General features: G+C 33.4%; 24 protein-coding genes and 2 tRNA genes. 15 read left to right on the top strand and 11 right to left on the bottom strand.

Features of this window, described 5'->3' with window-relative positions:
* Positions 1-18 precede the first annotated feature (18 nt).
* The 6 genes from ACFSC2_RS14740 (at position 19) to ACFSC2_RS14715 (ending at position 4,638) form a co-directional block, all read left to right on the top strand.
* Positions 19-588 carry a YceI family protein gene (locus ACFSC2_RS14740; RefSeq protein WP_379814652.1) on the top strand — a complete coding sequence of 190 codons (570 nt, stop codon included), beginning with the start codon at positions 19-21 and terminating at the stop codon, positions 586-588.
* Positions 589-593: 5 nt separating this feature from the next.
* The gene (locus tag ACFSC2_RS14735; protein WP_379814653.1) at positions 594-1,955 is read left to right on the top strand and encodes a hypothetical protein; all 1,362 of its coding nucleotides are present in this window, start codon (positions 594-596) and stop codon (positions 1,953-1,955) included.
* Positions 1,956-1,963: 8 nt separating this feature from the next.
* A complete protein-coding gene (locus tag ACFSC2_RS14730) occupies positions 1,964-2,515 on the top strand; it encodes a YceI family protein (protein WP_379814654.1) in 552 nt (183 codons plus the stop codon).
* Positions 2,516-2,693: 178 nt separating this feature from the next.
* A complete protein-coding gene (locus tag ACFSC2_RS14725; RefSeq protein ID WP_379814655.1) occupies positions 2,694-3,092 on the top strand; it encodes a hypothetical protein in 399 nt (132 codons plus the stop codon).
* A gap of 110 nt (positions 3,093-3,202) precedes the next feature.
* Positions 3,203-3,844, top strand: coding sequence for an O-methyltransferase (locus tag ACFSC2_RS14720; RefSeq protein WP_379815444.1), 642 nt, complete (start codon positions 3,203-3,205; stop codon positions 3,842-3,844).
* A 68-nt stretch (positions 3,845-3,912) separates the two neighbouring features.
* Positions 3,913-4,638 carry a phytanoyl-CoA dioxygenase family protein gene (locus tag ACFSC2_RS14715; RefSeq protein WP_379814656.1) on the top strand — a complete coding sequence of 242 codons (726 nt, stop codon included), beginning with the start codon at positions 3,913-3,915 and terminating at the stop codon, positions 4,636-4,638.
* A gap of 151 nt (positions 4,639-4,789) precedes the next feature.
* Here the strand turns inward: ACFSC2_RS14715 and ACFSC2_RS14710 are convergent, their stop codons facing one another.
* The 7 genes from ACFSC2_RS14710 to ACFSC2_RS14680 all read right to left on the bottom strand — a co-directional run bounded on the left by ACFSC2_RS14710 (position 4,790) and on the right by ACFSC2_RS14680 (position 10,906).
* Positions 4,790-5,359: a phosphatase PAP2 family protein gene (locus ACFSC2_RS14710; RefSeq protein WP_379814657.1), complete on the bottom strand. Its 570-nt coding sequence runs from the start codon at positions 5,357-5,359 to the stop codon at positions 4,790-4,792.
* The gene (locus tag ACFSC2_RS14705) at positions 5,359-5,706 is read right to left on the bottom strand and encodes a Sec-independent protein translocase subunit TatA/TatB (RefSeq protein WP_379814658.1); all 348 of its coding nucleotides are present in this window, start codon (positions 5,704-5,706) and stop codon (positions 5,359-5,361) included. Before ACFSC2_RS14705 ends, ACFSC2_RS14710 begins: the two co-directional genes overlap by 1 nt.
* A gap of 155 nt (positions 5,707-5,861) precedes the next feature.
* Complete coding sequence (locus tag ACFSC2_RS14700; protein WP_379814660.1) at positions 5,862-8,108, bottom strand: M1 family metallopeptidase; 2,247 nt, start codon at positions 8,106-8,108, stop codon at positions 5,862-5,864.
* 67 nt (positions 8,109-8,175) lie between these two features.
* Complete coding sequence (locus tag ACFSC2_RS14695) at positions 8,176-8,682, bottom strand: DUF6702 family protein (RefSeq protein ID WP_379814661.1); 507 nt, start codon at positions 8,680-8,682, stop codon at positions 8,176-8,178.
* Positions 8,679-9,434: a hypothetical protein gene (locus ACFSC2_RS14690; RefSeq protein ID WP_379814662.1), complete on the bottom strand. Its 756-nt coding sequence runs from the start codon at positions 9,432-9,434 to the stop codon at positions 8,679-8,681. The genes ACFSC2_RS14695 and ACFSC2_RS14690 overlap by 4 nt, the downstream gene beginning before the upstream one ends.
* Complete coding sequence (locus ACFSC2_RS14685) at positions 9,424-10,152, bottom strand: carboxypeptidase-like regulatory domain-containing protein (RefSeq protein ID WP_379814664.1); 729 nt, start codon at positions 10,150-10,152, stop codon at positions 9,424-9,426. Before ACFSC2_RS14685 ends, ACFSC2_RS14690 begins: the two co-directional genes overlap by 11 nt.
* Positions 10,139-10,906, bottom strand: coding sequence for a carboxypeptidase-like regulatory domain-containing protein (locus tag ACFSC2_RS14680; RefSeq protein WP_379814665.1), 768 nt, complete (start codon positions 10,904-10,906; stop codon positions 10,139-10,141). The genes ACFSC2_RS14685 and ACFSC2_RS14680 overlap by 14 nt, the downstream gene beginning before the upstream one ends.
* 164 nt (positions 10,907-11,070) lie before the next feature.
* On the opposite strand from ACFSC2_RS14680, the gene pepE reads away from it, so the two are divergent.
* Positions 11,071-11,778, top strand: coding sequence for a dipeptidase PepE (gene pepE, locus ACFSC2_RS14675; RefSeq protein WP_379814667.1), 708 nt, complete (start codon positions 11,071-11,073; stop codon positions 11,776-11,778).
* Positions 11,779-11,921: 143 nt separating this feature from the next.
* Here pepE and ACFSC2_RS14670 read toward each other — a convergent pair.
* Positions 11,922-11,994: transfer RNA gene (locus tag ACFSC2_RS14670), tRNA-Gly, on the bottom strand.
* Between the two features lie 106 nt (positions 11,995-12,100).
* Positions 12,101-12,173: transfer RNA gene (locus tag ACFSC2_RS14665), tRNA-Gly, on the bottom strand.
* Positions 12,174-12,307: 134 nt separating this feature from the next.
* Here ACFSC2_RS14665 and ACFSC2_RS14660 point away from each other — a divergent pair.
* Both ACFSC2_RS14660 and ACFSC2_RS14655 read left to right on the top strand, forming a co-directional pair.
* Positions 12,308-12,745, top strand: a complete 438-nt coding sequence (locus ACFSC2_RS14660; RefSeq protein WP_379814668.1) for a GNAT family N-acetyltransferase — start codon at positions 12,308-12,310, stop codon at positions 12,743-12,745.
* A 5-nt stretch (positions 12,746-12,750) separates the two neighbouring features.
* Positions 12,751-14,343: a L,D-transpeptidase family protein gene (locus ACFSC2_RS14655; RefSeq protein WP_379814670.1), complete on the top strand. Its 1,593-nt coding sequence runs from the start codon at positions 12,751-12,753 to the stop codon at positions 14,341-14,343.
* Here ACFSC2_RS14655 and ACFSC2_RS14650 read toward each other — a convergent pair.
* Entirely contained in the window at positions 14,332-15,057 is a 726-nt protein-coding gene (locus ACFSC2_RS14650; RefSeq protein WP_379814671.1) for a murein L,D-transpeptidase catalytic domain family protein, read from the bottom strand. The two genes, ACFSC2_RS14655 and ACFSC2_RS14650, sit on opposite strands and share 12 nt — an antisense overlap.
* 301 nt (positions 15,058-15,358) lie before the next feature.
* On the opposite strand from ACFSC2_RS14650, the gene ACFSC2_RS14645 reads away from it, so the two are divergent.
* Complete coding sequence (locus tag ACFSC2_RS14645) at positions 15,359-17,794, top strand: DUF5916 domain-containing protein (RefSeq protein WP_379814672.1); 2,436 nt, start codon at positions 15,359-15,361, stop codon at positions 17,792-17,794.
* Between the two features lie 140 nt (positions 17,795-17,934).
* Complete coding sequence (gene gpmI / locus ACFSC2_RS14640; RefSeq protein WP_379814673.1) at positions 17,935-19,452, top strand: 2,3-bisphosphoglycerate-independent phosphoglycerate mutase; 1,518 nt, start codon at positions 17,935-17,937, stop codon at positions 19,450-19,452.
* Positions 19,453-19,708: 256 nt separating this feature from the next.
* Here gpmI and ACFSC2_RS14635 read toward each other — a convergent pair whose 3' ends face one another.
* Positions 19,709-20,959, bottom strand: a complete 1,251-nt coding sequence (locus ACFSC2_RS14635; protein WP_379814674.1) for a DUF445 domain-containing protein — start codon at positions 20,957-20,959, stop codon at positions 19,709-19,711.
* A gap of 211 nt (positions 20,960-21,170) precedes the next feature.
* On the opposite strand from ACFSC2_RS14635, the gene map reads away from it, so the two are divergent.
* The 4 genes from map (at position 21,171) to ACFSC2_RS14615 (ending at position 26,327) form a co-directional block, all read left to right on the top strand.
* Positions 21,171-21,989, top strand: a complete 819-nt coding sequence (map, locus tag ACFSC2_RS14630; RefSeq protein ID WP_379814675.1) for a type I methionyl aminopeptidase — start codon at positions 21,171-21,173, stop codon at positions 21,987-21,989.
* A 62-nt stretch (positions 21,990-22,051) separates the two neighbouring features.
* Complete coding sequence (locus ACFSC2_RS14625; protein ID WP_379814676.1) at positions 22,052-22,426, top strand: GxxExxY protein; 375 nt, start codon at positions 22,052-22,054, stop codon at positions 22,424-22,426.
* Between the two features lie 80 nt (positions 22,427-22,506).
* Complete coding sequence (locus ACFSC2_RS14620) at positions 22,507-23,280, top strand: class I SAM-dependent methyltransferase (protein ID WP_379814677.1); 774 nt, start codon at positions 22,507-22,509, stop codon at positions 23,278-23,280.
* Positions 23,281-23,429: 149 nt separating this feature from the next.
* Positions 23,430-26,327 carry a DEAD/DEAH box helicase gene (locus ACFSC2_RS14615; RefSeq protein ID WP_379814678.1) on the top strand — a complete coding sequence of 966 codons (2,898 nt, stop codon included), beginning with the start codon at positions 23,430-23,432 and terminating at the stop codon, positions 26,325-26,327.
* Positions 26,328-26,385: the final 58 nt, after the last annotated feature.

The raw sequence follows: 26,385 nt of genomic DNA, 5'->3' as shown, positions 1-26,385 counted from the left end.
TTATTAAAACATGACGATATGAAAATTAATATAGCAAAATTATTCGCACTTGTAATTACATTTTTAGGAATGACATCATTTATGAATGCACAGAAATCTTATGCTTTAGATGGTAAATCAACTTTTTCTGTTGCCGGAACTTCTACACTGCACGATTGGGAAATGAAATCGGCATCTGGAACCGGAACAGCCAGCTTTACAATTGCTAACGCTAAACTCACAGAGATAGAATCATTATCTGTAACTCTTTTGGCAGAAAGCGTAAAAAGTGAGAAAAAAAGCATGGATAAAGTGGCTTACGAGACTTTAAAAACAGATAAAAATAAAAACATTAAATACGTTTTGAAATCTGCCGAAAAAGTAAACGACAATACTTGGGAATTGACAGGAACTTACACCATTGCCGGAGTTAGTAAAGTATACAAGACGACTGTAAAAACAACTGTTACAAAAGACGGATTGAACCTACAGGGATCTAACAAAATCACTTTTACAGAATTTGGTATGAAGTCTCCAACTGCAATGCTGGGAACTATCAAAACAGGCCAGGACCTTACCATAAAATTTAATTTAACCTTTAATTTATAACAGCCATGAAGAAGATTTATGTTCTATTTGTAACTTTGATTACTACGTTTGCTGTCAATGCACAAAACGGTTTTGGACATATCCAAAATCAAATTCCAAGGGATAAAAACGGAATCAACAAATTTGATGTTGTAAAAGATAATGCAGAATACAAAGGACTCAGCGTTGATGTGGGAGCTGCATTTGCGCTGCAATTTCAAGGTGTGGATTCTTTTAACGGACAGGAAAATTTACCTGCACCAATTTCAGGATATCGCTTAAACAATCTAGAAAACAATTTTAACCTGCCAACTGCCAACTTCACTATCGGCGCTCAACTCTTTGACGGTGTTCGTGTAAACTTAGATGTTTATTTGGCTTCTCGTCACCATAACGAAACTTGGGTAAAAGGCGGTTACTTGCAAATCGACAAATTGGATTTCATTAAAAAAGATTTCTTAGCAGGTTTCATGAAATATGCTACGATTAAAATCGGACAAATGGAAAACAACTATGGTGATGCTCACTTTAGAAGATCTGATAACGGAAATGCTCTAAACAATCCTTTTATTGGTAACAATATTATGGACGCATTTATTACAGAAATGGGTGCTGAGCTTTACTACAACAGAAGCGGTTTTGTAAGTATGATCGGGGTGACAAACTCTAAACTAAACCAAAATGTTCAAGAAATTGTACAAACAACGCCTACTCAAAACACTACCATCAGCCCGACAATATTGGCTAAGTTAGGTTTTGACAAACAAATCGATGAAGATTTAAGAATTAGAATTACCGGATCTTTGTATCACACAGCAAATTCTAGCGGTAATTTATATGCCTCTGATAGAGCCGGAAGCCGTTTTTATGGTGTAATGAGCCACTCTGCTTACACAGGAATTGACGGAAATACAGTGGCAAACAATTTTGATCCTACTGCGAATAAAGACACGGGAAACTTTAATCCAAATTATGGAAATTGGGCAACTTCTTATATGGTCAATCCATTTATCAAATATAAAGGATTAGAATTCTTTGGAACTTTAGAGTTTACTTCTGGAGGAGATGCAAAAGGTGTCGAAGATACTCGTACAGTAAATCAATATGTGGGAGATTTGGTTTACCGTTTCGGAAATAACGAAAACTTATTTGTAGGCGCTAAATACAATGTTGTAAACGGAAAACTAAGAAATTCAGATGCAGAAGCTGTAAACATAAATCGATTTGAAACGAGTGCAGGTTGGTTTATGACGAAAAACATCTTAGCAAAACTTGGTTACATTGACCAGCAATACAAAAATTACAGTCAGTTTACTGCGGGTAATCCGAACGATTTATATAAAGGGGAATTCAAAGGTCTAATGTTTGAAGCTGTGATCACTTTCTAATTTTTACCATGAAAAACTTAGGCATAATTGGATTCTTGGGATTGGTACTTTTCTGCTGCTTAGGAAGTACCACCCCACCCTTTAACAATGACGACGTAATTTTGGTTATCAATAAAATTGAAATTAAAATTAAAGGAAAATCAACTGTTGGGGATTACAATTGTGACAATTCATTGATAAAAAATGATAGTATTTTTTTGAACTTAAATAAAAAGAACAGCATCTCTGCTCAGATTCCGATGGCAGCATTTGACTGCAAAAACAGAATCATGACCAAAGATTTACAATCTACTGTAAAAGTCAAAAAATACCCAAACAGCTTTGTTACAATTTCTGAAATTAAGCCCTGTGCTAAAAACTATAGATGCAACCTTACGTTTGCAATAACAGATAAAACTCTTAAATACAAAGACTTCATTTTAAAAACTTCAGACAACAAAATTCAAGGAAGCTTTAATCTTAATTTTTCAGATATCGGGCTAGAACCTCCTGTAAAAATGGGCGGTTTAATAAAAGTGAAAGACGAAATAGTTATAGACTTTACCTTGTATAAAAATTAAAATTCGTGTTTGCAAAAAAATTGAACATTCAATTATGAAAATGAAAAATTTTGGCACAAGAATTGTTTTGCTCTCAAAAGAAAAGTAATCTTACAAAGAGCTCAATCATTTTAAAATTTGTATTTTTATTTTTCGGCCATTAACCTTTAGATTTTATCAACCTAAAAAAAGTGTAATCATGAAAAAACAAATTTTAAGTTTAGCAATTATTGCTTTATTAGCTTTCGGTGTTCAATCTTGCGAGAAGAAAGAGCCAAAACCAGCAGAAGATGAATTAACTCTTGGAAACAAAGTTGACTCGCTTACAACTGACATTGAAGAAGTAAAAGATAGTGCTGTAAGCAAAGCCGAAAGTGCTACTGCAAAAGCTAAAGACGCTACAGAAAACGCAGCAAATGACGTAAAAGATGCGACTAAAAAAGCAGCAAATGATGTTGAAGAAGCTGCAAAAAAAACAGCTACTGATGTAAAAGATGCTACTAAAAAAGGAGCTCAAAAAGTTGAAAATGCTGCGAAAGTTGCGAAAGACGGAACTGTAAAAACTGCCAAAGAAGTAAATGAAGCTTTGAAAAAATAACATTTTAAAAGCTAATAAACGAAAGCCATTCCAATTGAATGGCTTTTTTTATGCCCGAAATCCAGTATCTTTTTTTGTATTTTTGCAATCTAAATTTGAATAAACTACAAATGCATTTTATCTCTCAAGAATTAGAAGATTATATCGAACAACATTCTGAAAACGAACCAGAATTGCTTGCCAAATTAAATAAAGAAACCTACCAGAAAATTCTTTTACCAAGAATGCTCAGCGGTCATTTTCAAGGTCGCGTCTTAAGTATGCTTTCTAAATTAATTCGTCCCGTAAACATTCTTGAAATAGGAACTTATACAGGTTACGCTGCTTTATGTTTGTGCGAAGGAATGCAGGATAACGGACAGTTACATACAATCGATATTAAAGAAGAATTAGTCGATTTTCAGCGTAAATATTTTGATGCATCACCTTGGGGGAAACAGATTTTTCAGCATTTGGGTGAAGCAGTCGACATTATTCCTGATCTTGACGTAAAGTTTGATTTGGTTTTTATTGATGCGGATAAAGAAAATTATTTGAACTACTGGGAAATGATTGTTCCTAAAATGAATAAAGGCGGTATTATTTTGTCTGATAATGTTTTATGGAGCGGTAAAATACTTGATCCTGTACATCCAAATGATGTGAGTACAAAAGTGCTTTTAGAATACAACAAACTTTTAAAAGAAGATCCAAGAGTTGAAACGGTTTTACTGCCAATCCGCGATGGATTAACGGTTTCTAGAGTTCTTTAATTGAAACACTAAGATCTAAAAGACTACAATTCTGAGATTTCTTTTTCATACTTAAAACTAATTTTACAATGCCCTATTTAAACGAGATAGACAAAGAAGGTTTTTCGATAATAAATAATGTTTTTACAGAAAATGAAATTGAAAATATCGTTTCGTTAATTGAAAATAAAACTGCAAATAATCAAGCAAACACTACTTTCAGAAAATCAGAAGATTTATTTGCAATCAGGCAATTTCATAAAGAAGTGCCGGAAACACTTGATTTTATCTTTAATGAAAATTTACAGAATATTATAAAATCTACTTTTGGAGAAGGCTTTTTTATAAAGAAGGCTATCTATTTTGATAAACCAGAAAAATCAAATTGGTTTGTAGCTTATCATCAAGATTTAACGATTTCTGTTGACAAAAAGATTGAAGTTAACAACTTTCAAAATTGGACTGTAAAACAAAATCAATTTGCTGTTCAACCATCTGCAGAAATCTTAGAAGACAATTTTACTATCAGAATTCATATTGATAAAACGACAAAAGACAACGGAGCTTTAAAAGTGATCAATAACTCCCATTCAAAAGGAATTTTGAGAATCGAAAATCTTGATTTTAAAAATAACAAAGAAACCATCTGCGAAGTTGACAAAGGCGGTATCATGATTATGAAACCTTTGTTATTTCATGCATCAAATAAAACTACAAACAACGAAAGAAGAAGAGTCATTCATATTGAATTTAGCAGACAAGAACTTCCGATGGGAATTGAATGGAGCGAAAAAATGGAATTCTCTATGTCGTAGTAGAAAGCTTTTTTTATAAGCTTCAGCGATTAAAGTAAGTCAAAATAAAAAGACTCTAGCAAAACATTAGTGTTTTTAGCTAGAGCCTTTTTTATATGTTTTTAAGTAAACTTAATTCTTAGTTTCTCAGAAACTTAGTAACTTAAAAAAGTTATACTTTGTCTGGAAAATACTGAGGCTTTAATTTTCGATAAACTAAATAAAGCAGTGAACCGAAAAGTGCACCGAAGAAATATCCAGCTAGAATATCGCCTGGATAATGCAAGCCTAAATAAATACGGCTGTAAGCAAAAATTAGAGGCCAAAAGAATATGAATCCGAAATATTTAAAATAACGTCTTAAAATCCAGAATAAGAAAGTAGCGACTGCCATTGTGTTGGCAGCGTGTCCAGAAAAGAAACTGTAAGAAGTTCTAACTTGAACAATACGTATAATTGATTTAAGATCCGGATTATTACAAGGACGCAGACGCTGGAAAGTATGTTTAAACAAATTACAAGTCTGATCTGTAAAAGCAATCAAAATCGCTATAAAAAGTAATATATACAGCGTTTGTTTTGTTCCTATTTTTTTATGAATAAGATAAAAAAGAAGCAAGAAAAAAGGCGTCCAATAAAGCTGCTGGGTAATAATAAGCCAAAACTTATCGTATGTTTCAGAACCTAATCCGTTAAGATACACCAAAAGATTGATGTCAAATTCTTTTATTTTTTCCAGCATTATCTTTGGCGTTTAATAGGTCCGGGAATCAAATCGATATCTTCTTTTATTTTCTCAATCTCCTTACCCGTCTCCCCTAATAAATTTGAATTATCGCCTAACAAATTTGTTTTTGCATTGTTAATTTCTGCGTTGATATTTCCTGTAATGTCATTCAATGATTTGGCATCAAGACCGTTAGCCTCAGCACCTTTCTGAATTTCACTTTTAATATCATTAGTTGCATTTTTTAACTGAGCCATTGCTTTACCCATTGTACGTGCAATTTCCGGCACTTTGTCTGAACCAAAAAGCATTAGCACTATAAATAGTATAAAAACTAATTCTCCTCCTCCTATACCAAACATAATTTTAGATTTTGTGTGTCGCAAAGATATTAAATTTTGCAGCGTAGAGTTTTAAAATTAACTTAAAAAGTCCTTTAAAATGCATTTTATACAAAAGAAAAAAGTTCATCAAGCTTTTGTAAACCTGATGAACTTTTCTTTTCAATTTATTTTATTTAGTCAAATTTCGACTTTGTCTCTACTTTCGGCCAAGAATTGTTTGTCACATCGATATCTGCTGTTAACAATTTTGGATCAACCTGAATACTTTTAATAGCTTTAGTTGTAGCATAAACTTTTCTAGCAGTATCATTATTCTTTCTCCAGATTTGAGCTGGATATTGATAATTATCTTTGGTGCCGTCTTCGTAAGTAATCTCAACTAAAATTGGCATGATCATCCCGCCTGGTTTACCAAATTCAACTTCATAGAAATATTTCGGAGATTTGATATTTGCTTTATCTTCTGCAGAAAAAGTTTGATCTACATAATCCGCTAAAGGTTTTACATCAGCTATTTTTAATGGTTTTTTAGTAGATGCACTTATTTCATTACTATCCCCAGAAACCAAATATACAAATGGTCCTTTTTCTAATCCGAAACGTCCTTTTCTAACTTTTACATCTTTCAAATCAGCTGTTGGTGTTTCAGAAACGTAGTATTGCTTCACATTATTGATAGAAATATCTACAAAATCTGTTGAGTAAAACCAACCTCTAATAAACCAATCTAAATCTACTGCAGATGCGTCTTCCATTGTTCTAAAGAAATCTTCCGGGGTTGGATGCTTAAATTTCCATCTGTTTGCATACGTTCTAAATGCATGATCAAACAGCTCTCTTCCCATTACCACTTCTCTCATAATGTTTAAACCCGTTGCTGGCTTTCCGTAAGCATTATTTCCGAATTGGTGAATCGTTTCTGAATTAGACATAATTGGCTCCAAAAATTTCTGGTCACCACTCATATAAGGAACAATATTTTTAGCTGGTCCTCTTCTTGATGGAAAAGTCGGATCTAACTCCTGCTCTGCCAAATATTCTAAAAATGAGTTTAAACCTTCATCCATCCAAGTCCATTGACGCTCATCTGAGTTTACAATCATCGGAAAAAAATTATGTCCAACTTCGTGGATAACAACCCCAATCATTCCGTTTTTAACTTCTTTGCTCGTTACGCCTTTTTCGTCTGGACGTCCATAATTCCAGCAAATCATCGGATATTCCATTCCCTGATCTTCTGCCGAAACAGAAACTGCTTTTGGATAAGGGTAATCAAATGTATGTGATGAATAACTTTTTAAAGTATGTGCAACAGTCATCGTTGAAGTTTCTCCCCAAAGCGGATTGGCTTCTTTTGGATAAACAGATTCTGCCATTACTACTTTATTATTCAATTTCACAGCCATTGCATCGTAAATGAATTTTCTTGAAGTAGCAATTCCAAAATCACGAACGTTTTTAGCGCTGAATTTCCAAGTTTTTTTCTTGTCAGAGAAACCTTTTTCAGCAGCTTCAGCTTCAGCCTGCGTTACAATCACGACGGGTTTATCAAATGATTTTTGAGCCTGTTCATAACGTTTTACCTGCTCTGCTGTAAAGACTTCACTTCTATTTGTTAATTCTCCTGTAGCATCGATTACGTGATCTGCAGGAACTGTAATATTTACATCAAAATTTCCGAAAGGAAGTGCAAACTCCCCGCTTCCCCAGAACTGCATATTCTGCCAGCCTTCTACATCATTGTAAACCGCCATTCTTGGGTAAAACTGTGCAATTACATATAATTTATTACCGTCTTTTTCGAATAATTCATATCCAGAACGACCGCCTTCTTTTCTATAATTGTTGATATTATACCACCATTTTACTGAAAAAGAGATTTTTTCTCCTGGTTTTAAAGGCGAAGTCAAATTGATACGCATCATCGTTTCATTGATTGTATACGACAACGGACTTCCTTTAGCATCTTTTACCTGCTCGATATTAAAACCACGCTCTAAATCTTTTTTAAGATATTTTGTTGAAAAACCTTCTAATGGTAAAACCTGATTAATCTTATCACTTTCAGCCAATGAAGTTTGGGTATTGGCCTTAGCCTGATTTTGATCTAACTGCACCCATAAATACTCCAGACTGTCTGGAGAATTGTTTGTATAGGTGATAGTTTCAAAACCACTTAATTTTGAGTTTTTATCATCTAGCTCAACATCAATTTTATAATCTGCCTGTTGTTGGTAGTAAGCTGGACCTGGAGCACCAGAAGCAGTACGAAACATATTTGGTGTAGCCAAAAGATCGTACATCTGGCTAAATTTGTTTGTATCGTATTTCCCTTGCTGTCTAGGTGTTTGATTGGTCGCATTTTTTTCCTGCGCAACCAGCATAGCAGGAAAAAGCAGCAATAATGAAAGTTTTTTCATAAAAATTTAATGGTAATTTTATCTGGGTGTGAAAATAGTAATTAAAATAATAATTTTAACTAATTAATTAATACTTTAACAATTCTTTCCTTGATGATTCTGTAAAAAGAACACTCTTTTTAGTGTCAAATGCTGAAATATGTGTAATGTTTTGCTGTTCAGCATTCCAGTCGACTAAAATTGAATTTGAGATTTCTAAAGTTTTAAATTTATCTACATCTTTTATTCTGGAATAACAAACCAAAACATCTCCAGCTTCTTCTTCTTTAGACAAAAAAGTAATTGTTTTGGATTGCCCATTAACTTTAATTGAAAAATGTTCTGAAAGGTATTTTTTCAACAAATCTACATCTGTTGGAGTTTCTTTACTTGTTCCCACAAAAGTCTTTTTATGGTATTTTTTCTCCATCGCATTATTCAGGTCATCAATAAAAATTCGGGAAGTAATTTGAAGCATTTTTTTTTCAGCAGCATAATTCACCTGAAAAACACCTACATAAAATTTGTGGAAAGCAAAAGACGACGATAAAAAAAACACCGCCGTCAATACGCAATAAACTAATTTATTTTTCATTTTTTAACAGAAGCCGCTTTCTTAAATTCTTTGTTCTTGTTAATCATAAAATCCATTAACTGAAACTTCTCTTCCGGCTCTAAATATTGTCGAGATGATGCATCATTTGAGCAGTACATTAAAAACAACTCTATTTCATCGTCTTTAAGTCCTAATGTTTTGTTGTAAAAATCTTTGGTAAAATTATCTTTAGCATATTCTACAAAAGCAATATCTGTAATTTCTTCTTCTTTAACCTCTTCTTTTTTACTTAAAAGCTTTTTAACATCTTTAAAAATTCGCACAAAATCGGTTCCGTATTTAATAGTCTGATCAGACAGCATTGCTTTATTTTCAGGAGAAGATAGTTTATCATCTTCAAACTGCATATCTACTATTCCTTGTGATCCTCCTTGAAGAGACTTCACTTTTAATTCTTTATGAACAACTACTTCTTTCAGCTGATTGTTTACCAAATCTAATTTTGCAACAAACAATACTTCTGCACAATTCTTTTCAGTCAAAACAATCTTTTTAGATTGAAATGCCAAGCCCGAAAACAACAATGTATCTTTTGGCCGAGCCATAATATCAAATAAACCGCCAGAACCTATAAAAGTTCTCACATTTGCATTAATATTCATTACATAACCGCTTTCTATCGCTAGAAAATCATTTTTTACCTGACCGTGCAGAGGTTTTCGCGAACCGTTTTGCCCTATTACAATTTGACAAAATAAGCATACAACGAGTACTACTAAATTATTTTTCATTTTCGAGAATTGTTAGATATTTCCTTGCTAAATCTGTGATCAAAAACATACTCATTGTTTTGTTCTTTGTATTCAAAGATACGGCAAATTCAGCATCATCTACACAAAATAACTGAAATCCTTTTATATAATCCACAGGTATTTTTAAACGATCAGTATAATAATTCTCTTCAAAAAGGTATTCAAGTTTTCTAAAAAGCGCTTCTTTTTTCTCCACATTTACTTCTTTTTTCAACATCGCAGTACGTCCCGAAATTGAATTCAGAATCTTGTCAACTGATGTTGAAGTTGCAGTGTAAACTTTTCGCTCTGCTGGAGTATATTTTTTTTGTCCGTGCGGTATAATTCCTAAGTTTTCTGCCGTTATATGCGCATTTTCATTCACAATAACTTCTTTCAATTCCACTTCTTTTGCAGTCATTTTAAAAACAATGAGACTCAAAGTCAAATCTTCGGCAGTAATTCGATGTTTTAAAGGCTCAAGATTAACAGAAGAAAAAACCAAAACATCACCTTCACGAACTGCAATTGAAAAATTTCCGTCAGCATCAGAAATCGTAGCCACTTGCGTAGTATTATTAATAATATTAACACCCTCAACAACCGACGACTGCTCTAAAACCCTGCCCAACAATTCTTTTGCCACTGTCTTTTGCCCAAAACTTATCTGAACAAAAAGCACTAAAAGCACAATTATGATTCTATTACTTAATTTCACCTGCAATTAATTCTTTGTATTTAACTGCCAGTTCTCCCAGCAAAAATTCTGTTGATGTTTTATTCTTTGTATTTAAAATCTTGGTAAACTTATCATTCTCAACTGCGTAATATTCAAAACCTTTAACATATTCAGCAGGAATTTTTAAACGTTCTACAAAATGCTCCCAAGTAAACATTTTTTCTAAAAGCTTCATAAAAAACTCTTTCTTTTCTACCTCAACTTCTTTTTTAAGCATTGCTGTTCTTCCTGAGAAAAAATTCAATAACGGATCTGCCGAAATAGAACCGCCAACCATACCACCCGCATTTGCTGTCGGATTTAAAGCGGTTGCAGTATGCAATTTTCGTTCTGCCTCGGTATAATGTTTTTGCCCCGCAGGAACGATCCCTAACGAAACCGCATTAATATTGTCATATCTTTTCACAATAACTTCTTCCAACTGATGCATAACCATACTTAACTTTACACTAAAATTAAGATCTGAGAAATTCTCTGAAACAAGTGTAATTCGTTTTTCCTTAAAACCAACCGAAGAAAACACCAAAACATCTTCTGGCTTTGCCATTATAGAAAAAGCACCAGATGCATCTGTAGTTGTAGTCGCTTCTGTCTGAGCATTAATCACATAAACTCCATCTAAATCTGAAGTATTTGAGGTAATTTTTCCGTTTATGACTGAACGTTCCTCCGTTTGACACCAAACAGATTGGACAGCTGTAATAACCAAAAAACAAGCAAATTTCTTAATCAAAGCAAAACAATTTAAAAGAATTCCTAAAACGGTAAAAATATCTTAATGTCCTGCCAATATAGTATTAAGGACATGGTAAAAATATGTTAATTAAAATAATAAGAAACATACCAAAGAGAGAGTTTTTAATATCTTTAGCTCATTAAAATTTTGAGATAAAAATCATGAAAAGCATCATTATTGCCAGTACTTCGACACTGCATGGCGGCAGTTATCTAGAATATATAATTCCTACTTTACAGGAACATTTTAAAAACTGTAAAAGCTTACTTTTTATACCTTATGCAAGGCCAGGAGGAATTTCACATGATGAATACACTCAAAAAGCGGCGCAGGTTTTCACTACAATTGGAATTAAAGTAAAAGGTATTCACGAATTTGAAAATCCTCAGGATGCTGTAAAAGACGCCGAGGGAATATTTACTGGCGGCGGTAATACCTTTTTATTGGTAACACAACTATACAAAAACAACATAATGCAGTTACTTTCCGAGACTGTAAAAAACGGAACACCTTATTTAGGTTCAAGCGCCGGAAGTAATATCTGCGGTTTATCAATGCAGACCACAAACGACATGCCTATCATTTACCCGCCAAGTTTTCAGACTTTAGGTCTAATTCCTTTCAATCTTAATCCGCATTATTTAGATGCAGATCTTCAGTCAAAACATATGGGAGAAACTCGCGAAACGAGAATTAAAGAATTTCACGCTTTTAATTCGATTCCTGTTTTAGGATTAAGAGAAGGAAGCTGGCTGGAAGTAAAAGGCGACAAGATTACTTTAAAAGGAAATCTATCTGCAAGACTTTTTACTCAAAATCAAGAACCGCAAGAACTACCAGCAGAAAGCGACTTAAGCACTTTAAAATAATTTTCTTTTTTGAACCATATAAGTTATATAAGTTCATTTAAAATTTAAGTCAAAGCAAAACTTAAAATCACTTATATAACTTATATGGTTCAAAAAGGATATAAAAACAAAAAAGCCTCAAACAATGTTTGAGGCTTTTGAAGAGCGAAAGACGAGGCTCGAACTCGCGACAACCAGCTTGGAAGGCTGGAGCTCTACCAACTGAGCTACTTTCGCATTAACAGGGTGCAAATATAAACAATTTTTTATTATTAAAAAATAAAAATCAAAAATTATTTACTTTTGACTAAAAAACTAAACTTTTAAGTTTTTGTTTTCTTAGAGCGAAAGACGAGGCTCGAACTCGCGACAACCAGCTTGGAAGGCTGGAGCTCTACCAACTGAGCTACTTTCGCATTGGTGGTGCAAATATAAAGAGAAAGTTAAGTTCAAAACAAGTATTTTTGCAAAAAAATTCAATTAAAATCAACAATTATTTATAACTGATTTAAAATTAAAAAGTTATAATTTCATTTATTTTACAAATTTTATGAATACAATTAAAGAAATCCCGTCTCAAGAAACTTATGCCGTACGCCAACCTGTACTTCGACAAGGAAAACCTATAGAAAGTTGCATCTTTGAAGGCGATGATTTACCAACAACACATCACTTCGGATTATTTGAAAATGAAAAATTAATAGGAATTATTTCGTTATTCAAACAAATCAATACTATATTTGCCGCCGAAAACCAAGCACAGATTCGCGGTATGGCCGTTCTCGAAAATCATCAGAAAAAAGGTTTTGGAGAAGCCCTGGTAAAACATTGCGAAAACTATTGCGAGAGTCAAAATGTTGATTTAATTTGGTTTAACGCTAGAACTGCCGCTGTTGGGTTTTATAAAAAAATGAATTATCAAGTAGCAGGAGAACCTTTTGACATTAAAGATGTCGGAGAACATTATTTAATGTTTAAGCAATTATAGAATTTATGAAGAAACTTTACCTTTTGTCATTATTATTATTGATTGTTATTGGATGCAAAAAAGAAGCTCCAAAAACCAAACCTGTTACAGTAAAAAAAACTGTACCAGCCATTATACTTACTGACGAAAGAACGGTAGAGATCGATACGGGCGCAATTGGCCGATATAAAAGCGAAACGCTGAAACAGTTTTATTTGGCCTCTGAAAACAAAACTGTCTGGGGAAATTTAAAAAAAAGAACTTATGTTTTATCTCAATTTGAAAAAGCAGAAGCGTTAGGATTAGAACCTGAAGATTACAAATTTTCGCAGTTGAAAAAATTCGAACAAAGAATCAGTTCTTTGAGCGATACAGATCTTGCTACTTATGACATTTTACTGACTTATAATTTCGAAAAATACCTTAATCATTTATATAAAGGAAAACTAGACCCTAAAAAACTGTATGGTAATTGGGATTTAGAAGAAAAGACTTTTGATGTAAATACTGTTTTAGTAAAAGCTTTTAATAGAAATAAATTAGACAGCATTGTCGAAAACATACAGCCAAAAGCAGAAACTTACAAAGAGCTTTTAAAATCATTAGAAATCATTAAAGATTTTCCTGACGATAAAGATATTCCGTCTATAGAAGGTGTTGTAAAGTTAAATTTAAAAGATACCAGTAATGCCTTAATTGCTATCAAAAAAAGACTATTATTCTGGAAAGATATGTCTGGAAAAGACAGTTTAACTCAGATATACGATCAAAAAACTTTTGAGGCTGTGAAGAGATTCCAAGAAAGACATGGTTTAGAACCTGACGGAGTTATTGGTGCTGGAACAATTAAAGCTTTAAATTATTCTAAAGAACATCGCAGACAGCAGATTATTGTTAATTTAGAAAGATGGAGATGGTTTTCTACAGAATTTGCAGAAAATTACTTTATCATTAATATTGCCAATTACAGTCTAAATGTTGTTGAGAATAAAGACACAACTTTGGTTCGAAATATTGCCGTTGGAACAAATAAAAGGAAAACACCTGTATTAACTTCAAAACTGAGAACTGTTGTTTTTAATCCTACGTGGACGGTACCGCCTACTATTTTAAAAGAAGATGTGGTTCCTGCCATGAAACGAAACCGCAATTACTTGGCTAAAAAGAATATCACTATTTACGATTCTTCTGGAAACATTGTGGAGCCTTCAGCCTGGAACGAAAACAAACCGAATAGATATCGTTATGTTCAAAGTCCAGGTTACAATAATTCTTTAGGTTTAATGAAAATCATGTTTCCGAATCATTACAGCGTATATCTTCACGATACCAATCATCGTAATATTTTTGGAAGAAACAACAGGTCTTTGAGTTCTGGATGTGTTCGTGTGGAAAATCCACTGGAATTGGCACAACATATTTTGGACGATGAAGGTACTTGGCCACAAGATAGAATTGACACTATTATTGCTTCTAAAAAAACAACAAGTGTCAAAATCACTAAAAACTATGCTTTATACCAATGGTACTGGACAGCTTGGAGCAAAAAAAATCAGCTCTTATTCAGAGCTGATATTTATGATTTAGATGCTGATTTGTATTCTAAATTAAGAGATTAATCTCTCCTCCATCGCAAAGCTTCTTGACGGATGATAGATGTACAAACACGATTTGTCTTTTATTAATTGAATGATTTCATCCGTCAATTCTACTGGAACTGCTGGACAACCTTGGCTTCTGCCTAATCTTTTATGATCTCTGATAAAAGATTCAGAAACATAATCTGCTCCATGCATAACAACACCTCTTTCGCGTGCATTGTCGTTAACACCGTTTTCCAATCCATCTAAACGAAGAGAAGCACCGTGCTTTCCTTGGTAAATTTCTCCTGTAGCATAAAAACCTAAACTGCTTTTGAAAGAAGAATTAAGATTTGAAAATGCCGTAGCAAATTCTTCTCCAGTGTTTCTTCCGTGCGCCACAAGCGAATTGAATAAAATGGTATTGGTTGTTAAATCAATAACCCACAAACGTTTAGAGTTTGAAGACAAACTAAAATCAATTAGAGTTAAAATGTTCTTTTTAATAACTCCTTTGTCTTTCAATAAATAAAATCCTTTCAAAGCTTCAGAGAACGTTTTAAGCTCAGGCATTTTATAATTGTTCGGATTTAAAGCATTGTAAACGCTTTCAATTTTAGCGTCAACTGCAACTTTTTCAACTTTAGCAATTGTTTTTACAGTTGCTTCTTTTTTAAGATCAGTAGTGTTTTTAGACTCTTTTCCAAAAGACAATAACAAAAACACAAACAACGGATAAATTTTGTAAATCATTGAATTTCTTTAGGTTAAACAAAAAATTTGGGTAGGGCAAAAGTATAAAAAATTCACCCTTGACAAAATACAATGCTGATTTTCAGGCCTTTTTTGTTGAAATTTTAACATTATTAACATAAAAATGTTGTTTCTGTAAGATTTTTTCTTCTGCTAACAATCATAAGAAAAAGAAGGATTTTCTTAAAAAAAAGAAAAAAAAGTGGGAATTTTGAAACTTCAAGTGTAACAAGTAAAACAAAATGCTGTCTATTATTTTTATATTAAAGGCGTTTTGCAATTATTCGTATTCAAAAATTCAATGAAAAACATCATTTTCTTCGGCTTTCTTTTTTCCTGCTTGTGTAGTTATGCCCAGAATCAAAAAAAAACAATTCAGGCGCAGGTAACTTCACAGTCTATATCTATTGACGGAAAGCTAGATGAACCTGCTTGGGAAAATGCATTTCCCGCTTCTGATTTTTTAATGTTCGAACCCGATAACGGAAAACTTATTCCAGAAAACAGAAGAACCGAAGTAAAAGTTCTATATAATAACGACGCCATTTATATAGGCGCGATGATGTATGACGATGAACCGAATAAGATTTTAAAGGAAATCTCGCAGCGTGATAATTTTGGAACTGCAGATATTTTTGGCGTATTTATAAATGGCTTTAATGACGGTCAGCAAAACTTTGAGTTTTTCGTTTCTGCGGCAGATGTTCAGGGCGATTGTATTATGACCGATGCCTACGGAGAAGATTATTCATGGGATGCTGTCTGGATCAGCAAAGCGGTTTTGAATGAAAAAGGCTGGGCGGTAGAAATTAAAATTCCGTATGCTGCTTTGCGTTTTTCTAGTGAAAATAAACAAACGTGGGGAATCAATTTTTTTAGGGAAATTAAACGCGAGCGTAAAAAATATACCTGGAATCTGATTGATACCAAAATTGGAACTTTTACCCAACAAAATGGTCTTCTTGAAGGAATTGAAAACATCAAACCTCCTACTCGATTATTCTTGATGCCTTATGCTTCTTATTATTTGAATGCAGCAGACGGACAAAAAACATACGGAACAATTAAAGGCGGAATGGATATTAAATACGGAATTACAGATGCTTTTACGCTTGACGCAATTTTAATTCCCGATTTCGGACAGACAAAATACGATGATCAGATTTTGAATCTTGGTCCGTTTGAGCAGCAGTTTAATGAAAATAGGGCTTTTTTTACTGAAGGTACCGATTTGTTTAGTAAAGGAAACATGTTCTATTCACGAAGAATCGGCGGGCGCCCTTCAACAGATCCTGAACTAAAAGATAATGAAGAAGTAACCGAATTTCCACAAGCCGTAAATCTTGTAAATGCCTTAAAAGTTTCTGGAAGAACCAAAAACGGTTTAGGTGTTGGAATCTTAAATGCTGTTACCGAAAAAACTTTTGCTTCTATAAAAGATACTATTACTGGAGAAACCAGACGTGTAGTGGTAGAACCATTAACCAATTATAATGTTTTGGTTTTGGATCAGCGCTTTCGCAAAAATTCATCGGTTACTTTAATTAATACAAATGTAATTCGAAACGGCGGTTTTAGAGATGCAAACGTAACGGGGCTGGCTTGGGATTTAAATACAAAAGCAAATACTTACAGCTTGTTCGGAAATGTAAAATACAGCACAATAAACGATACCGAAGATAAGAAAGGTGTTTATTCTACTGTTACTTTTGCCGAAACAAGTGGTAACTATCGTTACAGTTTTGGAACTGATTATGTAAGTAAAGATTTTGATCCGAATGATTTGGGAATTAACTTCTATACCAATTATTACAACTTTTACGGAAACGCTAATTATAGAATCCTGAATCCGACTAAGAAATTCAATAAGTTTAGTATTAATTATAATATGTATTCAGAATTCAACAAAGAATCTGGAAAATTGCAGGATAATAATATCAATGCAAATGTTAACTTAACAACCGTAAAAAATAATTACTACGGTGGAGGAATCACTTTTTATCCGTTGGAAATTTACGATTATTACGAACCGCGTGTAGACGGGAGATATGTTGCAATTCCACGAAGAATAGAATCTTGGGGAAGCATTTCGACTAATTACAACCATAAATTTGCGATTGATTTAAACGGAACTTTTAATGTTTTTGATGAAACCGAACGAATATCATACGGTTTTGATATTGGTCCGAGATACCGTTTCAGCGATAAATTACTGCTGACTTATTTCTTTAGCTATTTTAGAAGAAACAACAACAAAGGGTATATTGACAGCGTAGATGACGATGATAACGAAAGCTCACCAAATACCATCGTTTTTGCCAACAGAAATGTGATTACCTATTCTAATACTTTGAGTGGAAAATACGCTGTAAACAGCGCCATAACGATTAATCTTGCAGTTCGCCAGTATTGGTCTTATGCCGATAATAAAAACATTCTGGAGTTAGAGCCAGACGGGACTCTTACGCCTTATCCGCAGTTTACAACCAACAAAAATTCCAGTTTTTATTCTTGGAATACCGATTTGTCATTTTCTTGGTGGTTTGCTCCAGGAAGTCAGCTTTCTGCTTTGTACCGAAACAATGCTTCCAACTTTGAGCGCGTAATTGACAAAGATTTCAGGCATAATGTTGCTGGATTACTGAATAATGATGCTCTAAAACACATCTTTTCTGTCAGCGTAAAATACTTTATTGACTACAATGCTGTCAAAAATAAAGTTAGAAAGAGAGCGTAGCGTGAAATAATTTTAAAAAATTCAGACTTCTGCAATTAAATTAGTATTTTTTTACTTGCTTCATTTTATTAAACATAATTGTATCGACGACTTTCTTGAACATTTTAGAAATCACTTATCTTTGTAGAAAACAAAAAGTAATGAACAAAAAAGTTATCCTTATGATTTTAGACGGTTGGGGAAAATCTCCTGACCCTAAAGTATCTGCAATCGACAATGCAAATGTTCCTTTTATAAACAGCCTTTACAAAAATTACCCAAATGCACAGCTTAGAACCGACGGTTTAAATGTTGGTTTACCAGAAGGTCAAATGGGAAACAGCGAGGTTGGACACATGAATCTTGGTGCAGGAAGAATTGTTTATCAAGATTTAGCCAAAATTAATTTAGCTGTAGAGCACAAAACTTTAGCAAAAGAGCAAGTTCTTATCGATGCTTTTACGTATGCTAAAGACAACAATAAAAAAGTACACTTTTTAGGATTAGTTTCAGATGGTGGTGTTCACTCACATACTTCACACCTTCGCGGACTAATTGATGCTTCTCAAGAATATGGTTTGGATCAGGTTTATGTTCACGCCTTTACAGACGGTCGTGATGTTGATCCAAAATCGGGAGCAAAATACATTCATGATTTAGAAGATTACATTAAAGATACTCCAGTAAAAATCGCTTCTATTGTTGGCCGTTATTATGCAATGGATCGCGACAAACGTTGGGAACGCGTAAAATTGGCTTACGATTTAGTGGTAAATGGAGTTGGAATTCCGTCTACAAACCCTGTAAAAAGCGTTTTAGAAAGTTACGAACATGACGTAACAGACGAGTTTATCGCTCCGGTTGTTATCGTTGATGAAGAGCAAAAACCTCTTGCAACTATTGTGGAAGGTGATGTTGTGATTTTCTTCAATTTCAGAACTGACCGCGGACGTGAACTTACAGAAGCGCTTTCGCAGCAAGATTTCCACGAGCAAAACATGCACAAATTAAACTTGTATTATGTTACGCTTACAAACTATGACGAAACATACCAAAACGTAAAAGTAGTTTACAATAAAGATAATATTACTGAAACACTTGGTGAAGTTTTAGAACAAGCGGGTAAAAAACAAATTCGTATTGCAGAGACAGAGAAATATCCTCACGTGACTTTCTTCTTCTCTGGCGGACGCGAAGTTCCGTTTGAAGGTGAATCTCGTATTTTAAGAAATTCTCCAAAAGTGGCCACTTACGATTTAAAACCAGAAATGAGTGCTTACGAACTTACAGATGCTCTTGTTCCTGAATTAAACAAAGGAGAAGTGGATTTCGTTTGTTTAAATTTTGCAAACGGAGATATGGTTGGACACACAGGAATTATGGAAGCAGCTATTAAAGCCTGCGAAGCGGTTGATGCTTGTGCAAAACAAGTTATAGAAGCGGCTCTTGCCAATGATTATACTACAATTGTAATTGCAGATCACGGAAACTGCGAAACAATGATCAACCCTGATGGAAGCCCGAATACAGCTCACACAACAAACCCGGTGCCGATCATTTTGGTTGACAAAGATTTGAAAAACATAAACAATGGTGTTTTAGGCGACATCGCTCCTACTATTTTAGAATTGATGGGCGTACAACAGCCAAACGCAATGACTTGTCATTCGCTTTTGTAATGTTTTTTAACCATATAAGTGATATAAGTTCATTTAAAACATAACTCATAAAAGAGGCGAATTCAAGAGAATTCGCCTCTTTTTTTTTACCTATCAATACTCCTTCGGAGTATAATATTTGTAGCTAAACAAAATTCCCTCGAAAAAAAGCTCCAGCGGAGCTACACATTTTACGAGAAAATATTTAGCCCCGCTGGGGCTGATAACGATGTATCATCTTTTTCTACAAATATGTCGTCCCTATGGGACTTTTTTATTAAAGAATCAAATGATACAATTGCTCAACAGCATAAATTACAAGTCCGATAAATCCGCCAACTAAAGTTCCGTTTATTCGGATATATTGAAGATCTTTTCCTATTTCTAATTCCAGTTTTTCCGAAACCTCTTTACCATCCCAACTTTTTACTGTTGATGAAATCAAATCTCCTATTACTTTTTTATTATTCAGAAGAACCGATAATAAATCGTTTTTAATAAAACTGTTTATTTTTTCAAACATTACTCTATCTTCTTTCAATCCATTTCCAAAAGTTTGAATTAACCCTGCAATGCTGTTTTTGATGGATGAATCGTCGCCTTTTTCTAAATCAGTTGTTATCGAAAGTTTTATTTCATCCCAAATTCCGTTAATATAATCTTGAACTTCTTTTTTTCCGACGAAACCTAAAATCATATCGTTAATTTTGATTCTCATTTCTTCTGAGTTTTTTACTTTTTCTAAGAAATTAAAAATGTATTCGTCAATTTTTAGACGTACTTCGCTTTCAGGTCTTTTAGCTTCATTCAAAAAATCCTGCAAACCATTAAAAACGCCTTCTGTAATGCTTTTATCTGCAAGACCAAAACTCAAAAACGGTGTTGAAGCTTTTACTTTTTGTCGAATTAAATCTTTATTATTGGTCAATTCGCTGCTCATTACCTCTAGAAGATTTGTCAGCATTTGGTTTTTCAAATCTCCTTTTTGCAAAGGTTCTAATGCAACTGCAACCCAATCTCCAAAATTTACGCCTTCGAGTTTTTCTTTAAATTGAACTTGAATGAATCGTTTTATATCTTCATCTTTTATCGCTTTTAAGATTCCAGGAATAATATTTACAGCTACAACATTGGCCACTTTATTGGCATTTTCTTCCTGCGAAAGCCAATCTGATGCTTTACTGGCAAAGTTGAATTCGTCCAATTTAATTTCTAATTTTTCTCGATTTAGAAATTCTTCCGAAACGAAATTTCCGAGATTTTCTCCAATCTCATTTTTCTTGGTCGGAATAATAGCTGTATGCCAAATCGGAATTCCCATCGGGTGACGAAATAATGCCACAACTGCAAACCAGTCTGCAATTCCGCCTACCATTGCCGCTTCACTAAAAGCTTGAAGTATTGGGATTTTAAAATAAATCGCAACAATAAAAAGAAGCACTGCAATTCCTAAAAGCGCCAAAGCATTTTGCTTCATTTTTCTTAAAGCCTTTACTTTTATTATATCTTGATCTGTTATAGTTTCCATGATTGTAAACGTTTTTACTACTAATTTAAGGCTTTTTGATGAAAAAATTAAGTTAAAAAAGGAGTTGCTACGAATTACACGAATTGCACTAATTTTTCCTTTCTAAATTCCGAAATAGCAATTCGTGTAAATTTGTGAAATTCGAGGCGAAAAAAATCACATGAAAATCACATGAAAAGTTGTACTTTTGCGAACTGAAAATGGGAAAAATATGATTATCCAAAAAACTAGAGAAGAAATTGAATTAATGCGCGAAAGTGCCTTAATCGTATCAAAAACATTAGGAATGATTGCTTCTGAAATTAAAGAAGGAGTTACTACATTATATCTTGACAAATTAGCGGAAGAATTTATCCGTGATCACGGTGCGATTCCAAGTTTTCTTGGATTGTACGATTTCCCAAATTCACTTTGCATGAGTCCGAACGCGCAGGTTGTTCATGGAATCCCAAATAATGTTCCGCTTAAAAACGGTGATGTTATTTCGGTGGATTGCGGTGCTTTTAAAAATGGTTTCCACGGAGATCATGCGTATAGTTTTGAAATCGGCGAAGTAGCTCCAGAAGTAAAAAAACTTCTTAGAGTTACTAAAGAATCTCTTTATGTTGGTATCCGCGAATTTAAAGCTGGAAACCGCGTTGAGGACGTTGGAAATGCAATTCAGAAATATACTGAAGCTCACGGTTACGGCGTTGTTCGCGAATTGGTCGGACATGGTGTTGGTCAAAAAATGCACGAAGAACCAGAAATGCCAAATTATGGTAAAAAAGGCCGAGGAAAACTTTTTGTTGAAGGAATGGTGGTTGCTATCGAACCTATGATCAACATGGGAACAAGAAACATCAAACAATTAAAAGACGGCTGGACAATCTTAACGGCTGACGGAAAACCAAGCGCGCATTTCGAACATGATGTAGCTTTAATTGACGGAAAACCAGAGCTATTGTCCACTTTCAAATATATCTACAAAGCTTTAGGAATCGAAAGCAATGAAGAAGACGAATTCAGACAAATACCACTTATTTTATAACACTAATTTCACGAATTATCACGGATTAGTGTTGTCCTAAAAATTACACTAAAACGAAATAAATGAGTGAATTATATTTAAGAGAGGAATCCTATAAAATTATTGGGATTTGTATGGAAGTCCATAAAATTTTAGGGAAAGGGCACAATGAAAAGGTTTATGGCGATGCTTTAGAATATGAGTTTCAAAGAAATGAGATTCCGTATAACAGAGAATTAAGATATAATATCGTTTACAAAGACATTATATTACCGAGTTATTATTTTGCTGACTTTGTTATTTTTGATGAAATTATTTTAGAATTAAAAGCAATTACAGCACTTTCAACAAGTGAAATTAAACAAACATTAAATTACTTGGCTGCTTCAAAAAACAAACTTGGTTTGTTAGTCAATTTTGGAGAAGACAGCCTTAAATACAAAAGAATAATACTTTAACCCAAATCAAGGTTCGTGAAATTTCACCGCAACGGTAATTCGTGTCAATTAGTGAAATTCGTGTTCAAATTTATTTAACAGTGAAAAAACTTTTTAAATTAGTTTTAAATACAATACCCCGCCCATTATTAATTCGTTTGAGTTATGTGGCCCGTCCGATTTTAGCATTTTCATTAAAAGGAGATAAATTTACGGATCCTATTGATGGAAGAAGTTTTAAATCATTCTTGCCTTACGGATACGGAAAGCAACGTAATAATGTGCTTTCGCCAAGTACACTTTCTTTAGAAAGACACCGTTTACTTTGGCTGTATTTAAATGATCAGACTGATTTTTTTACGGCACCAAAAAAAGTATTACATTTTGCGCCAGAACAAGCTTTTTACAAGTTATTCCGCAAGCAGAAAAATCTGGATTATACTACAACCGATTTGTTTTCGCCTTTGGCAGATGTAAAAGCAGATATTTGTAATCTTCCTTTTAAAGACAACGAATATGATGTGATTTTATGTAATCACGTTTTAGAACATATTCCAGATGATACAAAAGCGATGCAGGAATTATTCCGCGTTTTGAAACCAGGCGGAATGGCGGTTCTTCAAATACCACAGGATTTAAATAGGGACGTTACTTTTGCAGATGATTCTATTACAGATCAAAAAGAACGCGCTAGAATCTTTGGTCAGTACGATCACGTTCGTATCTACGGAAGAGATTATTTTGACAAACTAAGAAGCATTGGTTTTATCGTAATCGAAGAAGATTATACCAATAAAATCACACCAGAATTAGTTGAAAAATATTGTTTAGCGAAAGGCGAAATTATACCGCTTTGCTTTAAGCCTGAAAACTAGATTTTTCCGAACCATATTAAGATATAAGTTCATTTAAAAAGCATTTTAAGTACTAATCATTAGATAGAATTTTTCTTTTTAATGATTAGTATTTTATTTTTTAACCAAACAGAATTCCCCAAAATTCTACCAAAACCAAACCATTAATCTTGGAAAACTTATTTCAATTCTGCTTTGACATCAGTTTTGATAAAAATCTGAATGTCTATCTTCCAACGGCCTACATTGTCGAAGGAATCGACGAAATCAAATATTTAAATAAAAAAGCAAGCAACGACGTTCTTGAAAGTTTCGGTCTTGTTTTTGAAAATTTAAATCCGAATACAAAAAAGATTTTAACGGCATGTGATTCTTTAAAACCTGAATTCATCTTCAAGAAATTCAGTGCGAAAATCAAATCGGCTAAATCTATTGCGGATCTGCAAAAAGATTCTAAAATTGAATTTGCAATTCGCCAGCATTTAAAATTTCATCTGACTTCTTTTTACAGTTTAATTGTGCAGAAACAATTTCCGTTGTCTTTGAATATCGGACCAGAAAAAGATTTCTATCGTTCAAAAGTCAGCGTAGAAGCGCTTGAATTTGAACCGCAGATTCATTTTGATAAACATGCTGAAGGAATTACTTATACCCTTTCTTTAAAAGAAAACGAAACTACATTTCTGCCAATGAACAAAAATGTAGAAATTCTTTTAGACGAACCCGGCTGGCTGATTATCGACAAAAAATTAGGAAAGTTAAAGGAACTCAATGCAAAAAAACTGACGCCATTTTTAAAGAAAAAATCAATTGAAATTCCATCGAAATTAGTCGATAATTATTTCAAAAGTTTTATTCCCGAAATTGCTAAAAAGATTGACATTGAAGCGGATGGTTTTGAGATTGAACTTCGAGACCAAATCATTTCGTGTACGATTCAACCCGTTTATGATTTCTTTAAAAACTGTTATTATCTCAATCTTTATTTTGATTATGATGGTTATTCTTTTGATGTTTCTAAAACCAAAAAAACACATTCATTTGTAGATTTTGCGATAGCGAACGAGCCTAAAATAATTCAGTTTAAGCGAAGTGCAGTTGAGGTTTTATACACCAAAAAATTAGAAGAAATTGGTTTAATAAAAATCAAAAACGAATTATTTGGTTTGAATCCAGAAACAGAAATTGAAGATCCGTATCTCAATATTCAATTAATTATTGATCACAAAGAAGATCTGGAAAATTTAGGTTTTACCATTGAAAATCTAAAACTAGAAAGCAAAGAAATTGTAGCCGAAAACCATATTGTTACAGCTTCACAATCTACGAGAGAAGATTGGTTTGACATTAAAATTATTATTACGATTGGAAATTACACAATTAATTTCAGTGAAATTATTCCAAACATCAAAAGCAAAGAAAGATTGTTTTTACTGCCAGATGGAAACTACTTTTTGATTCCGTTAGAATGGTTTAGTAAATACAGTTCGCTGGCAAAATTTGCCAAAACAGAAAACGGCAATCTTCTTTTGCGTAAAAGTAATTTTACTGCTTTAGATACCATTCCAGAACTCAAAAACGATGCAAATCCTGTTCAAGAAGCAGAATATGTGGCTTCTGATTTGGTAAAAGCAACTTTAAGACCGTATCAAGTTGAAGGTGTAAAATGGCTTTTAGGTCATTTTAATTCTAATCTGGGCGCTTGCCTTGCCGATGATATGGGATTGGGAAAAACGCTTCAGACTTTATCGGTTCTGGTTGCCGTTCAGGAACAATTGGGTTTTAAAACCAAAACTACCAATTTTGATTTGTTTGCGAATGAAACCACTATCGAAAGAGAACCGCTAAAAACGTTAATTGTTTTACCTTCTTCGTTGATTTTTAACTGGTATAATGAAGCTGGAAAATTTACGCCGCATTTTTCGAGAATTCAATATGTGGGGAACGACAGAAAACAATTGACGAGCAGATTAGAATCGTCTGATTTGATTTTTACGAGTTACAGTATTATTCACCGAGATATTTCAATTTTAGAAAAATACAATTTCCGCTATTTGATTTTAGACGAAAGTCAATACATTAAAAATAAAAATTCTAAGATTTTTAAAGCGATTAACAAAATCAATACGATTCATAAAATTGCTTTGAGCGGAACGCCGATCGAAAATTCGCTTGATGATTTATGGTCACAAATGGAATTTATCAATCCGGATATTTTAGGCAGTTATAATTTTTTCGCAGAAAACTTTAAAATTCCGATTGAGAAAAAACAGAATGAAGAGGTTTTAAACGAATTAAAAAATCTAATACAGCCTTATATTTTAAGGCGAACAAAAGAACAGGTTTTAAAGGATTTACCAGAATTAACAGAACAGATTTATTACTGCGAAATGGATCCTGAACAGGAAAAATTATACGAGCAGGAAAAATCCAAAGCCCGTAACTTTTTATTGAAAACTGACGGTTCACCAGATAAAATCAGCATTATTAATACGCTGATGAAGTTGCGTCAATTAAGTAATCACCCGAAAATGGTCGATCAGGATTCTGACATTGATTCTGGAAAATATATTGCGGTTACCAATTATTTGGAAAGTTTGGTTAAAGGAAAGCAGAAAGCTATTATTTTCAGTTCGTTTGTAACCAATTTGAGTTTTTATACCAATTGGTGTAAAGAAAATAAAATAAGCTATTGCGAAATTACCGGAGAAACGCCAGCCAATAAAAGAGAGCAAGAAGTAAAACGTTTTCAGGAAAAAGAAGAACCTTTGTTATTTTTTATTTCGCTGAAAGCCGGAGGTGTTGGTTTGAATATTACAAAAGCTTCTTATGTTTTATTTCTGGATCCTTGGTGGAATCCTTTCGCAGAAAAACAAGGCGTCGGGCGTGCACATAGAATCGGACAAATGAATAAGGTAAATGTGATTCGTTTTATTTCGAAAAATACAGTTGAAGAAAAAATCATCAATCTGCAGGAAAACAAAAAACTTTTATCCGATTCGCTTTTAGAAGAAAGTTTTATAAATGAAGAAATCGAAAGTAATTTGGAATACATTTTAGGTTCTTAAGAAAATGCTTTCAATAAATGACATCTTATTACGTTAGATAAATTGTATATTTACAATC

It is taken from the genome of Flavobacterium artemisiae, assembly GCF_042678225.1.
Taxonomy (GTDB): Bacteria; Bacteroidota; Bacteroidia; order Flavobacteriales; family Flavobacteriaceae; genus Flavobacterium; species Flavobacterium artemisiae.
This window is presented reverse-complemented; position numbering and strand designations above follow the sequence as displayed.